Source organism: Barnesiella viscericola DSM 18177 (assembly GCF_000512915.1).
Taxonomy (GTDB): Bacteria; Bacteroidota; Bacteroidia; order Bacteroidales; family Barnesiellaceae; genus Barnesiella; species Barnesiella viscericola.
On the sequence record NZ_CP007034.1, the window covers coordinates 1,377,864 to 1,395,076 of the forward strand.

Consider the following 17,213-nt stretch of genomic DNA (forward strand, 5'->3'; position numbering starts at 1 on the left):
ATGTTTCTATCGGGGTATTATACTATTCAATCACAACAAGGCAAAGGGGCAACTTCGCCCCATGGCCGATTATTCTCTTTCGCCCAGTTTGTCGTCCAGGAAGAGAACACCCGATTCGTCTTTGCAACGTTTCAGTTTTTCAACGATATTCAAGGCAGTAGCCTCTTCCTCAACTTGTTCGCGGACATAGCCCCAGAGGAAATCCTGAGTAGCTTTATCCTTCTCGGCCGAAGCCACATTGACCAATTCATCGATCAGCGACGACACATGGCACTCGTGTTGGTATACATTCTCAAAGGCATCGAGCACGTTCTCCCATTCCTGAGGAACGACATCGATTTTGTCCACTTTGGCTACACCGCCACGTTTAGTCATATAGTCGGCCAAGTCATAAGCGTGTTGCAACTCTTCCTGCGATTGTTTACGCATCCAATTGGCAAATCCGTCATATCCCAATTTCTTGAAATAGAACGACATCGACAGATAAAGGTTTGACGACCACATCTCGGCCGTAATCTGTACGTTAATGGCTTCTTGTAATTTCTGTGAGATCATAATGCTATATTTTTTAAGTTTAATATTCAGTTTTCAAAACCACAGAGAGTACTACAAAAATTGTACCACCCTCCAACCGGGCGACCACCATGCCTCACTGTCAGTATCCGGGAATAGCACCGCCCCATTTTCATGCCGTATTTTCGCCACTGGCGCAATCTTGTCCGATTCCCGGCATGGACATTTTGGCAGCCCCCGCCCGAGTATTCTTCACAACCGGGTTCAAACAAAAAACCCCGCGACTCCTGCGAGTCACGAGGCTTTGTTATATCGACAGTGTGCTATCGATTACTTGTTCAGGGCGGTAGCTACGTCCACGGCGCAAGCTACGGTGCAACCTACCATGGGGTTGTTACCGATACCGAGGAAGCCCATCATCTCTACGTGGGCAGGTACCGATGAAGAACCGGCGAACTGAGCGTCGCTGTGCATACGACCCATCGTGTCGGTCATACCGTAAGAGGCGGGACCGGCAGCCATGTTGTCGGGGTGCAGGGTACGGCCCGTACCACCACCCGATGCCACAGAGAAGTATTTCTTGCCTCTCTCTACGCACTCTTTCTTATACGTACCGGCTACGGGGTGTTGGAAACGCGTGGGGTTCGTCGAGTTACCCGTGATCGATACGTCTACGCCTTCGTGCCACATGATGGCTACACCTTCGCGTACGTCGTCGGCGCCATAGCATTTTACTTTGGCGCGTTCGCCCTTGGAGTAGGGAATTTCACGAACTACTTTCAATTCGCCCGTATAGTAGTCGAATTGAGTCTGTACGTAGGTGAAACCGTTGATACGCGAGATGATTTGTGCGGCGTCTTTGCCCAGACCATTGAGGATACAGAGCAGGGGCTCTTTACGTACTTTGTCGGCTTTGGCGGCAATTTTGATGGCACCTTCGGCAGCGGCAAACGACTCGTGACCGGCCAGGAAGGCGAAGCATTTGGTCTCTTCGCGGAGCAGACGGGCAGCGAGGTTACCGTGACCGAGACCTACTTTACGGTCGTCGGCTACCGAACCGGGGATACAGAACGATTGCAGACCGATACCGATGGCTTCGGCAGCGTCGGCAGCGTTTTTGCAACCTTTCTTCAAGGCGATGGCGGCACCTACTACATAGGCCCACTTGGCGTTCTCGAAGCAGATGGGTTGTGTCTCCTCGCAAGTTTTATAAGGATCGAGTCCGTAAGATTCGCAGATGGCGTTGGCCTCTTCAATATCTTTGATTCCGTTGGCGTTCAAGGCAGCAAGAATTTGCTTGATACGACGGTCTTGGCTTTCAAATTTCACTTCTCTAATCATAGTCTCTTCCTCCTTATTTTATTCGTTACGGGGATCTATATATTTCACTGCACCGGCCTCTTTGGTGAAACGACCATAGGTACCGGTTACCTTTTTGAGAGCCTCGTTGGCGTCGGTTCCTTTTTTCACCTCTTCCATGAATTTGCCCATGTGAACAAATTCGTAACCGATGATTTCGTCGTTCTCGTCGAGAGCCAGCGTCTTGATGTAACCTTCGGTCATTTCGAGGTAACGGGGACCTTTGGCCAATGTTCCGTACAGCGTACCTACCTGGCTGCGCAATCCTTTACCGAGGTCTTCGAGACCGGCACCGATCATCAGACCGCCTTCCGAGAAGGCCGACTGGGTACGACCGTAAACGATTTGCAGGAAGAGTTCGCGCATGGCCGTGTTGATGGCATCGCAAACGAGGTCGGTATTCAAGGCTTCCAAGATGGTCTTACCGGGGAGGATCTCCGAAGCCATGGCGGCCGAGTGAGTCATACCCGAGCAACCGATAGTCTCTACCAGAGCTTCTTGGATAACACCGTTCTTTACATTCAACGTCAGTTTGCAGGCACCTTGTTGAGGAGCGCACCAACCGATACCATGGGTCAGGCCCGAAATATCAATCACTTCTTTTGCTTTCACCCATTTTCCCTCTTCGGGGATAGGAGCCGGTCCGTGATTAGGACCTTTCTTTACAACACACATGTGTTCTACTTCGTGTGAATAAACCATAATTCGCTCTTTTTATTTGATGAGTATTTTTATGCTCTTTTCAGCGATGCAAAGATAGTTTTTTTTCTTCATGCAAGCAAGAGTTAACCGGTTACAAATGCGTAAAAAAAGCGTGTAACTCATTCCGGCCACGACTGTCCTGCAAGCAATGTCGCAGCTACCGTGCAGGGGTATCGGCGGGTATGATGCCCATCTTTTTCATCAGGAAACAGGCGTTCATGTTTTGGGCTATGCCGGGTTGCAGGCGATAGGTGAAGGTGAGTTCGTCGCCCTCGATGGTAGCTTCGAAGCGGTAGTTGCTTATCTGCCCGGGCAACTTCTCGGCCAGCTGCCCCAACGCCAGGTCGTGGGTGGCGATGATACCGGCGGCACCCGCCTCGACCAGCTGCCGCACCAAAGCCAGCGAGCCGATCTGCTTGTCGACCGAGTTGGTACCCCGCAAGATTTCATCGAGTATGACAAAGAGTTTCTCGCCGCTGCGCAGCCGCTCGACAATCTGTTGCAGCCGTTTGAGCTCGGCAAAGAAGTAAGACTCGTTGTCGGCCAGCGAGTCGCTGGCCCGCAAGCCGGTGAAGAGAGGCAGCGGGGTGAAGGTCATGCTGCGGGCACAGACGGGAGCCCCCATGCAGGCGAGCAGGTAGTTGACCCCTATCGTGCGCAGGTAGGTGCTCTTGCCGGCCATGTTGGCCCCAGTGATGACCTGGAAGGTCCCTTCGCTCATGGGAGCCACGTCGTTGCACACGCAGCGGTCGCGGGGAATGAGGGGGTGCCCCAGAGCCTCGGCCTGCATCACGGGCCGGCTGTCGAGGACGATACGGGGGAATACATAACGGGGGTGGTTGTGTCGGAAGGCGGCCAGTGAACAGCACACGTCGAACTGCGCCAGCACATCGAGCCAACGGGGCAACCGGTCCCGGTTCTCGTCGAGCCAGCGGTCCAGGGCATTGAGTTGGCGCAGGTCCCACAACAGGAATCCGTTGAGGAGGGTAAAGCCCACAAAATTACAGCGTTGGTCGAGGTTGGCGAGCAGACGTCGCAACCGGGCCACCCGTTGCGAAACCGAGCCATGGTCGTCGACACACTCGCGTTGCAAGCAGACCAGCCGCTCGCTCTCGAACCGGTTCTGCTCCACCGCCTCGAACAGACGGGCGTAGTGCGAGAGGGAGGTCAGGGCCGCGTTGAGTTGTTCCTGAATGCGGGTTACCCGCTTGGCCTGAATGCCGGCTACCGCAAGCAGGGCGACAAACAGCCACACCACCACGCTACCGGCCAGGAGTCCGCCCAGCCACAGGGCTATCAGCACGAGGTAAAGAGCAGGCAGGGCAGCTATCACGATACGCACCGGCCGCGAATTCCCGAAGCGGGGCATTTGGGCCAGCTGTCCCAGCAAGCGGGCATCATCGGCACACTCGCCCGAAGAGGCTCCCCAGGCCTGAAAATCGACGAGCAGGTCGGTGCGGCTGCTCAACTCCTCCACCGCCTCCTGCTGCCGACGAATCGCATCGGCATCGAGACGCGGGTGCTGCATGGCTTGGGCCAAAGCCCACCGCCCGGCCGCCGTGGCGCTGCGATTAAGATAGGCAAAGAGCGATTTAGGACCGAAGAGGTCGAGGTCGAAACTGTAATCGTGCGTGGGGTCGACAAACTCGTCGCCGCCGTCGATGCCGTCGAAACGATAGTCGAGCAGAGCGAGTTCCCGACGAATGACCCGCTCGCGGCAATCGACGAACTCTTTCCGGCGGAACCAGCGGTCGTGTACCCGGGCCAGGCCCAGGAAAAGGACGATACCGACCAATGCGGCCGAGCCCCACGCCCCACTACCGGCCCCGCGCAGCAGATAGACCGCCGCCACGGCAGCCACAAAAACCACCAGGCGGAGTAATGCAATGAGCCGTATACGCCCCTTGATCCGGGCCGCTTCCCGCGCATGGGTTTCGAGGCGGGAGCGATAATCACGTTGTATCTCTTCCATAAGTCTTCGAGCAAGGGAAAAAATGTCATTCCCACGACCTGCGAAGATAAAAAATATTCGGCGAACAGCCTTCCTGCGGTCGCTGCTATTTTCATTCGGCAGCCCGGCAATCAGCTCGGCATAACGGTTCTCGGCCTGCGGGAGCAGATTGCCGGTACCGATGCGGCTCTTCAATCTGCACCTTTTATTAGATTATTCCAGGTAAATTCCCTACATTTGCAAGGAGTAGATAAAACCATACGAAGATGAAAAAACAGTTGAGCCTGCTGCTGATGCTACTGGTCTCCCTGTCGCTTTTTGCCGGGAGCAAGGGTAAGATTGCGTTCGAAGCTACCCGTTACGACTTCGGCTACATCGAGGAGTCGAAGGGTGTCGTAGCCCATGACTTTGAATTTACCAACACCGGGAAAGGCGCGCTCATTATCATCGACACGCGCAGCATGTGCGGCTGTACCGCCTCGAAATATTCCCGGGAGCCCATTGCCCCGGGCAAGAAGGGAATCATCAACGTGACGTTCGACCCCAAGGGCCGACCGGGAGCTTTCCGCAAAGAGATCAAGGTCTACACAAGCGCCGGCAAGTCGCCCGTAAAACTTATTGTCGAGGGGGTTGTTGTACCTAAAAAACAGTAGTTATGAAACGTTCCATTTTGACTATTCTTTTCGGTACATGGCTGGCTGTCGCCTGGGCTCAACCCAAAATCGTTTTCGACTCGAAAGAGCACGATTTCGGCACCTTCGAGGAGGAGACCGGCCCGGTGACCCACATTTTCAAGTTTGTCAACCAGGGCAACGAGCCGCTCATGGTCACCAACGTGCGAACGACCTGCGGCTGCACCGCCTCGCAATACACCCGGGAACCCATCGCTCCCAACGATTCGGGTGAAATCAAGGTGACCTATAACCCCAAAGGCCGTCCCGGCCGCTTTTCCAAACCGGTTTATGTCACGACCAATGCCTCGGTCGACCGCGAGACCCTGCGCATCAAGGGCATTGTCATCGGCTCGAAATCGCGCCGTCATGCCAACCCCTACCACATAGGCGACCTGTCGCTGCGCAGCCTGCACATACCGCTGTTCGATACGCCCAAAGGGCATCTGCGCACCGGGCAACTGGTCGTGCGCAACGAGGGTAAGACGGAACTTATCCCCATCTTCAAGCATGTGCCGTCGCATATCCTGGTCGAAATGATTCCGTCGATACTTCACCCCGACGAGGAGGGTATCATCAAGATTCACTACGACCCCGACGCCGTCGACGACTGGGGCTTCCGCCGCGACGAGTTCTCGGTGGGATTCGAGCACGAGAAGGGGAGCGAGTTCAACACCATCACCGTATCGGCCAACCTGCTCGACGACTTCTCGACCTGGACTCCCGAACAGCGGCAACAGGCCGGGCACCTGACACTCTCGACCGATGTGGTCGATTTCGGCATCATCAAAGGAAACAAGAATTGCAAACAGACGGTGACGATTACCAACAGCGGCAAGTCGAAACTGACCCTGCACAAGGTGACGAACGAGAATCGCCCCTTGAAAACGAAACTGAAACGCCACACGATCAATCCCGGCAAATCGGCCGAGCTGATTATCGAGGTGGATCCCTCGCTGGCCCGTACCAATCTGCTGAATTGCCGGGTCATGATTATCTCCGACGACCCCAACCAACCGTCGGTACCCATACGGGTATTAGGTTCTTTTGAATAACTTTTTAATGGATACAAGATTATGGAGCACCCCGAAAACGACGCACAATATGCCGGCCTTGCCGTCAACAAAGGTATCGAGCAACCGCCTACCGTCAACCCCTACTTGAAAAAGATGCGCACGGCTCACCGCCGTACGTTCACAGCAGCCGAATATGTCGAAGGTATCGTCAAAGGCGACACGAGCATTCTGAGCCAGGCCGTCACGCTGGTCGAGAGCAGCCGGTATGAACACCAGGCCATCGCCCAGGAGGTTATCGAGAAATGTCTGCCTCATGCGTGCGACTCGGTGCGGGTGGGTATCACCGGCGTACCGGGTGCGGGCAAGAGTACCTCGATCGACGCCTTTGGCCTTCACGTGCTCAAACGGGGCGGCAAACTGGCCGTGCTGGCCATCGACCCCAGCAGCGAACGTTCCAAAGGAAGTATCCTGGGCGACAAGACGCGCATGGAGAAACTGGCCATTCACCCCAACGCCTTTATCCGGCCTTCCCCCTCGGCAGGCTCGCTGGGCGGCGTGGCCCGCAAGACCCGCGAGACCATCGTGCTGTGCGAGGCGGCCGGCTACAACAACATCTTTGTCGAGACCGTGGGTGTGGGCCAGTCGGAGACGGCCGTCCACTCGATGGTCGATTTCTTCCTGCTCATTCAGCTGGCCGGTACCGGCGACGAGCTGCAAGGTATCAAACGGGGTATCATGGAGATGGCCGACGGTATCGTCATCAACAAGGCCGACGGCAGCAACATCGAGAAGGCCAAACTGGCCCAGGCCCAGTTCCGCAACGCCCTGCACCTCTTCCCCCCCACGCCATCGGGGTGGACGCCTCAGGTGCTCACCTACTCGGGCTACTACGAGATAGGCATCGCCGAGGTGTGGGAGATGATCGACAACTACGTGGCCTTTGTCAAGAAAAACGGATACTTCGACTACAAGCGTCAGGAACAGGCCAAGTACTGGATGTTCGAGACCATCAACGAGCAGCTGCGCGACCACTTCTACCGCAACCCGCAAATCGAGAAGATGCTCGAAGAGAAACAGGCCCGCGTGCTCAACAACGAGCAGAGCTCGTTCATGGCGGCCAAAGATGTGCTCGACTACTATTTCAACCACATAAAATAACCGCAGTCCGTTATGAAACAGGTCGTATGTCCCAAATGTGGCAAAGAGTTCACCTTCGACGAATCGCGCTACGACGGCTCGTGCCACATCTCGTTCATCTGCCCGGGGTGCCGCAAACGCTTCGTCATGAGTCTCGATGAAATCGAGGCGACCGAGGGGGGTGATATAGACGCCTCGCACGGCTACATCACCGTGCTCGAGAATGCCTTCGGCTACCGGCAGGAGTTCCCCCTGCACCCGGGCGACAACCTCATCGGGCGGGCCTCGAAGGGGACCGAGGTCGACATCGCCATCGAGACAAGCGACATGAGTATGGACCGCCGCCACTGCATTATCCACGTCAAGGAGAAGGGGGGCCGGCCGCAACTCACCCTGCGCGACAACCCCAGCCTCACCGGCACCTTCCTGCGCAACACGCTGCTGGGCGACCGCGAGCGGGCCCTGCTCCACGACGGCGACGTAGTGTCGATAGGGGCCGCCACCTTCATCGTCCACATTCCCGGCGAAGAGGAGGACGACTATTTCGAATAACCCCGTAGCGAGGTGGGTATCGATCCTCGCCCATATCCTAACATAAACACACGACACAGATTCATGAAAAACAACCCAATCCCTTACCCGAAACACACTAAAACCATTCATATGATCAAACAACTCTCACTGCTGGTGCTGTTGGCCCTGCCCCTCGGGCTGTCGGCTCAAACACAGGTACGCACCGAAACCCTGCTGGAAAAAGGGTGGAAATTTACCCGCGAAGACAACACACAGTTCAAAGACACGCAATGCGACGACTCGCAATGGCAGTCGGTACGCATTCCGCACGACTGGGCCATCTACGGTCCGTTCAGTATCAACAACGACAAACATAACACGGCCATCGTTCAGGACGGACAGAAAGAGGCCATGGAGCATGCCGGCCGCACAGGCGGTCTGCCCTTCGTAGGTACCGGCTGGTACCGCCGCTCGTTCGAGGTACCCCAATCGATCGAAGGGAAGAAATACACCTTGATTTTCGACGGAGCCATGAGCCACGCCCGCGTCTACATCAACGGGCAGGAGGCCTGCTACTGGCCCAACGGCTACAACACCTTCTTTGTCGATGCCACCCCCTACCTGCGCCCGGGCGAAAGCAACCTGCTGGCCGTGCGGCTCGAAAACTTTACCGAGAGCTCGCGCTGGTATCCCGGAGCCGGTCTCTACCGCAACGTCCATCTGGTGGTGACCGACGAGGCTCACGTGCCGGTGTGGGGTACGCAAATCATCACCACCGACCTCAACGACCGCTATGCCAAGGTGACGCAGAGTACCTCGTGGGAGATGCCCGAGGGGAAATCGATGAGCGACTATGTCATCGAGACCTCCATCGTCGACCCCAGCGGCAAGACCATCACCACCGACCGCATGCGCGGCAGCAACTTCGACCACAACACCTTCAACCAGGAGTTTGTCGTGGAGCAACCCGCCGTGTGGACCCCCGAGACACCCAACCTCTACACCTCGGTGTCGAAGGTCTATGAAGGCAACGAACTGAAAGACGAATATACCACCACCTTCGGTATCCGCACCGTCGAGGTACGCCAGGGCGAAGGCTTCTTCCTGAACGGCAAACCATTGAAATTCAAAGGTGTTTGCAACCACCACGACCTGGGTCCGTTGGGCGGTATCGTCAACGAGGCCGGTATCCGCCGCCAGATACGCATGCTCAAAGAGATGGGCTGCAACGCCATTCGCACCTCGCACAACATGCCGGCTCCCGAGCTGGTACGCCTCTGCGACGAGATGGGTATGATGGTGATGGCCGAGTCGTTCGACGAGTGGGCCACGGCCAAGGTACAGAACGGCTACCACCTCGTCTTTAACGAATGGGCCGAGAAGGACATCGTCAACCTTGTGCGCCACTATCGCAACAACCCCAGCGTGGTGATGTGGTGCATCGGCAACGAGGTACCCGACCAGTGGTCGGGCGACCAGGGACCCAAGCTCACCCTGTGGCTGCAAAACATCTGCCACCGCGAGGACCCCACCCGTCCCGTTACCCAGGGTATGGACGCCCCCGATGCCGTAGTCAACAACAACATGGCTGCCGTGCTCGACGTGCCGGGCTTCAACTACCGCCCCTTCAAATACATCGAGAGTCAGAAGAAACTGCCCCAGGGCATCATTCTGGGCAGCGAGACAGTCTCGACCATCAGTTCGCGCGGCGTCTACAAATTCCCCGTAGAGCGTCGCTCCATGCCCAAATATCCCGACCACCAGAACTCGTCCTACGACGTGGAACACTGCGGCTGGTCCAACCTGCCCGAGGACGACTTTATCCAGCACGACGACCTGGCCTACTGCATGGGCGAGTTCGTGTGGACCGGATTCGACTACCTGGGTGAGCCCACCCCCTACTACTCCGATTGGCCCAGCCACTCGTCGCTCTTCGGTATCATCGACCTGGCCGGTATCCCCAAAGACCGCTACTACCTCTACCGCAGCCACTGGAACCCCGAGGCCGAAACGCTGCATATCCTGCCTCACTGGAACTGGGAAGGCCGCGAAGGCGAGGTAACCCCCATCTTTGTCTACACCAACTACCCCACGGCCGAACTCTTCATCAACGGCAAGAGCCAGGGCAAACGCACCAAAGACCTCTCGGTGACCGTTCACAACAGCGGCGACTCGCTCTCGACCGCCCAGTTCAAGCGTCAACAGCGCTACCGCCTCATGTGGATGGATACCCGCTACGAGCCGGGCACCGTCAAGGTGGTGGCCTACGACGAGCAGGGTAACGCCGTGGCCGAGAAGGAGATGAAGACGGCCGGCAAACCCTACCGCATCGAACTCACGGCCGACCGCTCAACCATCGCTGCCGACGGCCGCGACCTCTCGTTCATCACCGTCAAGGTGGTCGACAAAGAGGGCAACCTCTGCCCCAACGCCTCGAACCAGATTTCGTTCAAGGTGAAAGGCAAAGGCTACTACCGCGCCGGCGCCAACGGCGACCCCACCTCGCTCGAATCGTTCCAGGAGCCCCGCATGAAGGTATTCTCGGGCATGATGACCGCCATCGTCGCCTCGACCGAAGAGCCGGGCAAGATCACCCTCGAAGCTACCGCCAAAGGGTTGAAGAAAGCTACCCTCGTCATCGAGAGCAAATAACACCCACACGCGGCACCCGCCACGCACACTGCACCACCCCGGCCTCACCCGAGCGCCGGGGTGGTGTCTTTTTATCCCCCCTCCCCGCCTGCTGGATTTTCAAGACCATGTCGCGTATTTTCTTCGCCTGGATACCGCATCGTAGCGCGGAATGACCGAAACGACGCGTGCAGCGTTCCCCTTCCGCCTTTATCGGGCCGGGAGGAGGCCAGCCAGCCGAGGATAAGGGCGAAGAGTGTCTGAGCGCAGCGAGTTCCGCAGCCCCCGAGGGCGGTGCCAGCCGCCGAGCGACAAAGCCCGATAACAGCGGCGGCGCTTCTTGGTTCGTTCTTCTCGCTGCTGAGAAGAATGAACATCACCCGGGTATTCCCTGGATTCCGCGTCGCAGCGCGGAATGACTGAGCCTCCACGTCGCAGCACGGTATGACACAACCCGTCACCCCGCACCCCGATGCGGGGTCCAGCGGCACGATAAAACGTGTAGGCTGAAAAGGACACCGGGTAAAAAGCAAGCCCAGAGATTTCTGGATACCGCGTCGTAGCGCGGAATGACCAAAACGACGCGTACAGCGTTCCTCCTCCTTTATCGGGCCGGGAGGAGGCCAGCCAGCCGAGGATAAGGGCGAAGAGTGTCTGAGCACAGCGAGTTCCGCAGCCCCCGAGGGCGGTGCCAGCCGCCGAGCGACAAAGCCCGATAACCGCGGCGGCGCTTCTTGGTTCGTTCTTCTCGCTGCTGAGAAGAATGAACATCTCCCGGCATTACACCCGGGTATTTCCTGGATACCGCATCAAGTGCGGTATGACACGCCCCGTCACCCCGCACGGCGATGCGGGGTCCAGCGGCTCGATAAAACGTGTAGGCTGAAGAATATACCAAACAGCAAGCCCGGGTATTCTTGAATACAGCATCAAGCGCGGTATGACAAAAAGGCGACAGGTGATAAACACCTGTCGCCCACACCCGAAAGGGAAAAATCAATCTCGTGAAAATTTACTTCACGATCACCTTTTGCGAACGGCTGCTCGTGCGCACCACATAGACTCCTGCATCGGCAAGCTGCACGGTAGCGGCGTGACCTGCATAGACCAGCTGCCCCGTGGCCGTATAGACCCGATAGTCCCCATCGACATTCTCCACATGCAGGGTATGATTCTCCACATAGATGCACGCCCCACTATCAAGAACTGTCTCTACACTACTTTCCATCTCCTGGATATTCATGAAATAGCGCCAATACTCAGCGGCTTGATAAGCCTCTTTACAACCGGCCGGTACATAAAGTATTCCATAGTTGCCGAAGGTATTCGGCCCAATTTCGGGCGGTGTTACGGCATGCACCGTTACCGACTCCAATTGGTTGCAGTTAGCAAAGGCATAATCACCGATACCCGTTACCAACTCAGGAATTGTGATTGAGGTCAAACCACTACACCAAGAGAAAGCACTCTCACCAATACTCGTTAACGACTCGGGTAGCGTGATTGTGGTCAAACCACTACACCAAGAGAAAGCACTCTCACCAATACTCGTTAACGACTCGGGTAGCGTGACTGTGGTTAGGCCACTGCAACTACGAAAAGCCGCGTAACCGATACTCGTTAACGACTCGGGTAGCGTGATTGTGGTCAAACCACTACACCAAGAGAAAGCACTCTCACCAATACTCGTTAACGACTCGGGTAGCGTGATTGAAGTCAAATTACTACACAGACAGAAAGCCCCCCCTCCGATACTCGTCAACGACTCAGGTAGCGTGATTGTGGTCAAGCCCGTGCATTCATAAAAAGCATTATTCCCAATAATCTCTACCGATTCGGGTATCGTCATCGAGGTCAAACCCCTGCAATCATAAAATGCCCAATCGCCAATACTCGTGACCGAATTGGGAATTGAGATTGAGGTTAAACCTCTGCAAGAAGAAAATGCCGATTTTCCGATACTCGTGACCGACTCGGGTAGCGTGATGGAGGTCAAACCTGTACAACCCGAGAAAGCCGCGTAACCGATACTCGTGACCGACTCGGGTAGCGTGATGGAGGTCAAACCTGTACAACCCGAGAAAGCCGCGTAACCGATACTCGTCACAGGAAAGACATCGCCCAAATAGTTGATTGAAGCCGGAATAACCACATCGCCCGAATAGGGGGTATCGCCCCGAATAACCACAGCCCCCTCATTGTTCAAATCGTAATAGATTCCATCTACTTCAAAGGCTTCAGCCCGAGTAACTCCGCACAAAAGGGCTATCACCAAAAGCCACACTGGTAAATAAGATTTCATAGCATCATATTTTCTGTCTCCCTGCCCCCCTGGGGTAGACGTTATAAAAAACAAAAGCGTAGGGAACATTTTACCCTCTTGAATCGAGTAATACGCTTTTATAGAATTATTTCGCAAAATTAAGGTATAAATTGCTAAACCAGATCAACCGGGCGTGCTTTTTTCATTCTTCCGCAATAAAATGCAAATGATTCCTGTCGCTATTCCCGGGATACCGCAACGCGATGCGGAACGAGTGAGGCCGCCACGCCTGCGGAACCTAAAAAAATACCCCCGACCCGGAACGCTCCGGGTCGGGGGATTTTGCAAGCCGCAAGTGCGGATTTTTTGGTTAGTTTATTATAACGGGCATAATGCCCTTTTCCTGAATCGATTAGTCAATCGAACCGTCTTGCTCCAGCTTCAAGGTCTTGGTGGGCTGGTCGCAAACCTCGGTGGGGCCAAAGTATTGGATAGGACCGGGGTATACGTAGCAGGTGTTCATAGCCCACTCGTCGCGATGTGCAGCAAAGTACTTGAAGGGGGCACCGTCGAGGTGAACGAGGGCTTTTTGGATCACGGGTTTCATCTCGCCGTGACGACGCTCCATGTTCATCATCATGGTCACAGGCACACCGCCGGCAATCCATTCGCTGGCCGGTTTGGTGGTGTTGCGTACCGACGACATGTAACCGGTGCGGCCTTCGCCTACGAGCAACGATGCGGTGTAACCCAGCGAGTAGCAGTAGTCGGCATCGAAGTTGGAGGGGTCGGCGCAACGGCCTTCATATCCGAAGAAGTGGTACTGGGTAGCGAACTTGCCGTCGTATTTGCCTTCGGCTTTCATCTCGGCCAGGCGACGTCCTACCATTTCGCCCAGCAGTTTCTCGGTCTCGATGAGCGATACCTGTACGTTTCCGTGGGGGTCGCGGTCGAGCGTGAGCTGACGGGCTACACCTTCGGGCAGGCTGGCATAGATGGCCGAGTTTTCGGGCGAGAGGTGTTTGATGATGTAGTTTCTCTGCTCCGATTTCTTGATCATGGCAAACTCGGAACCGTTCTCGGCCAGGTAGTCGTTGAGTTCGGCGATGAGTCGCTTCATGGCGGGAATGAACTCGATGAGGCCTTCGGGAATCAGCACGGTACCGAAGTTGAAGCCTTTGGCGGCACGGGCGGCTACGATATTGGCAATGTTGTTGACGATGTCGTCGAGGGTCATCTGCTTGGCCTCAACCTCTTCGGAAATCAGGCAGATGTTGGGTTGTGTCTGCAAGGCGCATTCAAGAGCGATGTGCGAAGCCGAACGTCCCATCAACTTGATGAAGTGCCAGTATTTCTTGGCCGAGTTGCAGTCGCGTTGGATATTACCGATTACCTCGGAGTATACCTTGCAGGCGGTATCGAAACCGAAGGAGCACTCGATCATCTCGTTCTTCAAGTCGCCGTCGATGGTCTTGGGGCAACCGATTACCTGTACGCCGGCACCGATCTGTTTGTAGTATTCGGCCAGCACGCAGGCGTTGGTGTTGGAGTCGTCGCCACCGATGATAACCACGGCCTTGATGCCCAACTCCTTGATGATTTCGAGACCGCTGTCGAACTGTTCTTTCGTTTCGAGTTTGGTGCGGCCCGAACCGATGATGTCGAAACCACCCGTGTTGCGGTAGTCGTCGATGATATCGGCGGTAAGTTCCATGTATTTATGGTCGATGAGTCCGCCCGGGCCCAGCAGGAAACCGAAGAGGCGGCTATCCTTGTTCATGGCTTTGAGTCCGTCGAAGAGACCCGAAATTACGTTGTGTCCACCGGGAGCCTGACCACCCGAGAGGATTACGCCCACGTTGATGGCGGGATACTCTTTCTTGGGGGCTGCTTCAAAACGGAGCACGGGCATGCCGTAGGTATTGGGGAACAACTTGGCGATAGCCTCCTGGTCGGCCACCGATTGCGTGGCTTTGCCCTCGACGATGGTTACGCCGTTCTTAATGGCTTCGGGCAGCTTGGGCTGATACGAAGCACGAGCAGTTTGAAGTGCACTTTTCTTCATTGTAAACTCTTTTGTTTATGTATGTTGATGATAACTTTTTCGTGTGGGCAAAGTTCGTATTTTTTTTTCAAAGAGCCAAACGGCAGGGTATTAAATTCCCACGACAGCCGGGTCACAGCCCCACTCACTGTCGGGTGGCGAAAAAAGTGGCAACCCAAAAACCAGCCCCGGGGTTCACCACCCCGGGGCTGGTTGCATAAAGAGAGCCAAGTGCTTCGGTTATCCTTGCGATGAACACTTCGGCTCTATCCTATCGGACCACGCCTCGCAGCATCGATGCGGCTCTATCGGGTTGCCCCAATATCTCAAACACGAGGGCCGCACAGGTAGAACAGACGACAGGGACCAGCGCATCGCTCATTTCATAGCCGTTATATCGCAAGCGGGGATAGGGCACATAACGAGCCGTTTTCACCTGATGCTCCTCGACGCGCAACGGCAACGAGTAGTAATCGAGATACTTGACTCCCTCCTCGTCCGACAAGACACACACCGGATTGACTGAACCTCCCCGCGTGTAGGGATTGAATTGCAACTCATACAGCGGCGAGGTGCGGTCGATAAACGTGGTCACAGGCTGACGCCACCCTTCCATACAGAATTCGGTCATGCGCCACACATCTTCGGGCAAAGTGACCCTTCCGCTCCCATCGGACCGCCGCTCAGGTTCCAAATCAGAAGCGCAGTCGTTCTGGGGCAGCTCCGATAGGGGGGTCGACACCCACACGGCAAGCACGGCATCGGCCATCTTGTTCTGGATATAGGTCTCGATATTGATACCCGATTTCACTGTAACGGAGCCTTCGTCGGTCAGCTCTTCCATGTTCGTCTTTACCCGTTGAACCAAATCGTCTAAACTTACCCGCATGGCCTACCCCCTTTTCTGCTTCAAGACATTATTCTCATCGACATAAATATCGCCTTCGACCAGGGTATCGCTCCACTGTTTCAACCGACAGTTCAACCCGTTGAGCGACAGTTGGCTGGTATTCAACGTCTGGCCCGCACTATCGAGTTGCGACAGGGTAATCTGTTGTGGCGAAATCGACAGCTCGCGTGAGCCGGAGTCATCGAACTGAGACATCAACAGTCTTACCTGGTTATTGTTATCCCAGTCGATAATCAGAACCTCCTTGTTGTTTCTCCAAAACTTTATTCCCCGTTCAACCGGGCTTATCACAATTTCGCTGTCACCTCCGGCCGGGACCCGCAGTTCTCCTGCCGTAGACAGAAAAGTCCCGGTCTCCAAGTGGTGGATAATGCCATCGCCCAACTCCCAGGTAGAGCCAAACCCTTTAACTCGAATGGCCTGTTGCCGATCGAGAACAATCAGTTGACCCGTAGGGAAATACAGTTGGTCGGCCACCGCATAAAAATGGGTTACCTCCTCCCATTTGTCCGATTCGTCGGGAATCTCTCCGGTAACACTCCCCGCCTGCTTCACCCGATAGTATTTACCCAGGTAGTAGACTACATCGGTAAATCCATCGGCATAAATATAAGTCGATGATTCGGTCCAACTTCCCCGATACATGTAGGACAAGTGTACCGCATCATCAAGCGATATGGGTGTGACATAATCACGCCAGGTGGTACCGTCCCACACCAGTACAATCACAGCCGCCGAGGTAGTCGTTACCGTCAAGGGCGACACGCCTTTCAATGCCAGGAAATGATACGACCCGGCATGACCGGCAATATAGACAAAACAGGCTTCCTTTCCACTCTCGACGTTGGGACTGAATGAGTTTGTGTCGGTAATGATTCCGAAAAAGGGAGCCGGAGCCGCATGATTCGAATCGTACCACGAACGCCCGGTGGCGTCCCAAACCCAAATCGACTGGGTCTTGCCGTTAACAAAAAACTCACCGGGCAAACCGCCCTCGGGATAGGCCGAGAGCAGGGCATCAAGCCCGTAGAAAAATCCCAGGCACCCGTTTTGCCCGCGCAAATGGCTATGTTCTTTCACTTTCATCGTCTTTTCCCTTTCTTTAATTGTGTGAATACAAGGTGGAACCGCTCGGCTGCCTGTTCAATCAGAGTCGGGGTAGAGACCTCCTCGTCGGTAAGTCCATACGGTTCCTTTCTCAAATAGTCCCGGGCAGCCTGCCACGAGCGTATGCCGGGGACGAGGGTATAAGTCTCGGGCTCGGGTTGGGCTTTGCTCCCTTCGAGCAGCGTAAACCGTTTGCCATATCCCCGGCTCTGTTCCAGGGCCCGTTGCAACGCCTCGTCGTCGGTCGAAAAAAGTCCGTTCACCCCGTCGTGAGCATAAAAATGGACCCGCTGGGGAACTCCCTCGACAACAACCGATGTGGACAGATTGCCCAGGCTCGTTCGATAAATCTTGATCATAATCTATTTCTTCATTTTTAATAAACGATACTTCTGT

General features: G+C 55.4%; 14 protein-coding genes. 5 read left to right on the forward strand and 9 right to left on the reverse strand.

Going from position 1 to position 17,213, the window contains the following annotated elements:
* Window positions 1-69: 69 nt before the first annotated feature.
* The 4 genes from BARVI_RS05465 to BARVI_RS05480 form a co-directional block, all read right to left on the reverse strand.
* Complete coding sequence (locus BARVI_RS05465; RefSeq protein WP_025278270.1) at window positions 70-555, reverse strand: ferritin; 486 nt, start codon at window positions 553-555, stop codon at window positions 70-72.
* A gap of 288 nt (window positions 556-843) precedes the next feature.
* The gene (locus BARVI_RS05470; RefSeq protein ID WP_025278271.1) at window positions 844-1,854 is read right to left on the reverse strand and encodes a GGGtGRT protein; all 1,011 of its coding nucleotides are present in this window, start codon (window positions 1,852-1,854) and stop codon (window positions 844-846) included.
* A gap of 18 nt (window positions 1,855-1,872) precedes the next feature.
* Entirely contained in the window at window positions 1,873-2,574 is a 702-nt protein-coding gene (locus tag BARVI_RS05475; RefSeq protein WP_025278272.1) for an iron-sulfur cluster assembly scaffold protein, read from the reverse strand.
* A 157-nt stretch (window positions 2,575-2,731) separates the two neighbouring features.
* Window positions 2,732-4,720: a MutS family DNA mismatch repair protein gene (locus BARVI_RS05480; RefSeq protein ID WP_051401092.1), complete on the reverse strand. Its 1,989-nt coding sequence runs from the start codon at window positions 4,718-4,720 to the stop codon at window positions 2,732-2,734.
* 71 nt (window positions 4,721-4,791) lie between these two features.
* Here BARVI_RS05480 and BARVI_RS05485 point away from each other — a divergent pair, with 71 nt between their 5' ends.
* The 5 genes from BARVI_RS05485 (at window position 4,792) to BARVI_RS05505 (ending at window position 10,514) form a co-directional block, all read left to right on the forward strand.
* Window positions 4,792-5,178, forward strand: a complete 387-nt coding sequence (locus tag BARVI_RS05485) for a DUF1573 domain-containing protein (protein WP_025278274.1) — start codon at window positions 4,792-4,794, stop codon at window positions 5,176-5,178.
* 2 nt (window positions 5,179-5,180) lie between these two features.
* Window positions 5,181-6,251: a DUF1573 domain-containing protein gene (locus BARVI_RS05490; protein ID WP_025278275.1), complete on the forward strand. Its 1,071-nt coding sequence runs from the start codon at window positions 5,181-5,183 to the stop codon at window positions 6,249-6,251.
* Window positions 6,252-6,272: 21 nt separating this feature from the next.
* Entirely contained in the window at window positions 6,273-7,370 is a 1,098-nt protein-coding gene (gene meaB, locus BARVI_RS05495; protein WP_025278276.1) for a methylmalonyl Co-A mutase-associated GTPase MeaB, read from the forward strand.
* Between the two features lie 12 nt (window positions 7,371-7,382).
* A complete protein-coding gene (locus tag BARVI_RS05500) occupies window positions 7,383-7,901 on the forward strand; it encodes an FHA domain-containing protein (RefSeq protein WP_025278277.1) in 519 nt (172 codons plus the stop codon).
* Between the two features lie 111 nt (window positions 7,902-8,012).
* Window positions 8,013-10,514, forward strand: coding sequence for a glycoside hydrolase family 2 TIM barrel-domain containing protein (locus BARVI_RS05505; protein WP_025278278.1), 2,502 nt, complete (start codon window positions 8,013-8,015; stop codon window positions 10,512-10,514).
* Window positions 10,515-11,505: 991 nt separating this feature from the next.
* On the opposite strand, the gene BARVI_RS13155 is transcribed toward BARVI_RS05505, so the two are convergent.
* The 5 genes from BARVI_RS13155 to BARVI_RS05535 all read right to left on the reverse strand — a co-directional run bounded on the left by BARVI_RS13155 (window position 11,506) and on the right by BARVI_RS05535 (window position 17,176).
* Window positions 11,506-12,699 (reverse strand): leucine-rich repeat domain-containing protein, encoded by a 1,194-nt coding sequence (locus tag BARVI_RS13155; RefSeq protein WP_198015996.1) that lies wholly within the window; start codon window positions 12,697-12,699, stop codon window positions 11,506-11,508.
* A gap of 469 nt (window positions 12,700-13,168) precedes the next feature.
* Window positions 13,169-14,821, reverse strand: coding sequence for a diphosphate--fructose-6-phosphate 1-phosphotransferase (locus BARVI_RS05520; RefSeq protein WP_025278280.1), 1,653 nt, complete (start codon window positions 14,819-14,821; stop codon window positions 13,169-13,171).
* A 250-nt stretch (window positions 14,822-15,071) separates the two neighbouring features.
* Window positions 15,072-15,689, reverse strand: a complete 618-nt coding sequence (locus BARVI_RS05525) for a hypothetical protein (RefSeq protein ID WP_025278281.1) — start codon at window positions 15,687-15,689, stop codon at window positions 15,072-15,074.
* A 3-nt stretch (window positions 15,690-15,692) separates the two neighbouring features.
* The gene (locus BARVI_RS05530; protein ID WP_025278282.1) at window positions 15,693-16,796 is read right to left on the reverse strand and encodes a hypothetical protein; all 1,104 of its coding nucleotides are present in this window, start codon (window positions 16,794-16,796) and stop codon (window positions 15,693-15,695) included.
* On the reverse strand, window positions 16,793-17,176 hold the full coding sequence (locus tag BARVI_RS05535; protein ID WP_025278283.1) for a hypothetical protein: 384 nt from the start codon (window positions 17,174-17,176) through the stop codon (window positions 16,793-16,795). The genes BARVI_RS05530 and BARVI_RS05535 overlap by 4 nt, the downstream gene beginning before the upstream one ends.
* Window positions 17,177-17,213: the final 37 nt, after the last annotated feature.

Coding starts and splice junctions, on each gene's coding strand:
- BARVI_RS05520 (WP_025278280.1), bottom strand. CDS start 14,821: ATGAAGAAAAGTGCACTTCAAACTGCTCGTGCTTCGTATCAGCCCAAG.
- BARVI_RS05530 (WP_025278282.1), bottom strand. CDS start 16,796: ATGAAAGTGAAAGAACATAGCCATTTGCGCGGGCAAAACGGGTGCCTG.
- meaB (WP_025278276.1), top strand. CDS start 6,273: ATGGAGCACCCCGAAAACGACGCACAATATGCCGGCCTTGCCGTCAAC.
- BARVI_RS05490 (WP_025278275.1), top strand. CDS start 5,181: ATGAAACGTTCCATTTTGACTATTCTTTTCGGTACATGGCTGGCTGTC.
- BARVI_RS05505 (WP_025278278.1), top strand. CDS start 8,013: ATGATCAAACAACTCTCACTGCTGGTGCTGTTGGCCCTGCCCCTCGGG.
- BARVI_RS05525 (WP_025278281.1), bottom strand. CDS start 15,689: ATGCGGGTAAGTTTAGACGATTTGGTTCAACGGGTAAAGACGAACATG.
- BARVI_RS05465 (WP_025278270.1), bottom strand. CDS start 555: ATGATCTCACAGAAATTACAAGAAGCCATTAACGTACAGATTACGGCC.
- BARVI_RS05485 (WP_025278274.1), top strand. CDS start 4,792: ATGAAAAAACAGTTGAGCCTGCTGCTGATGCTACTGGTCTCCCTGTCG.
- BARVI_RS05475 (WP_025278272.1), bottom strand. CDS start 2,574: ATGGTTTATTCACACGAAGTAGAACACATGTGTGTTGTAAAGAAAGGT.
- BARVI_RS05500 (WP_025278277.1), top strand. CDS start 7,383: ATGAAACAGGTCGTATGTCCCAAATGTGGCAAAGAGTTCACCTTCGAC.
- BARVI_RS05535 (WP_025278283.1), bottom strand. CDS start 17,176: ATGATCAAGATTTATCGAACGAGCCTGGGCAATCTGTCCACATCGGTT.
- BARVI_RS05470 (WP_025278271.1), bottom strand. CDS start 1,854: ATGATTAGAGAAGTGAAATTTGAAAGCCAAGACCGTCGTATCAAGCAA.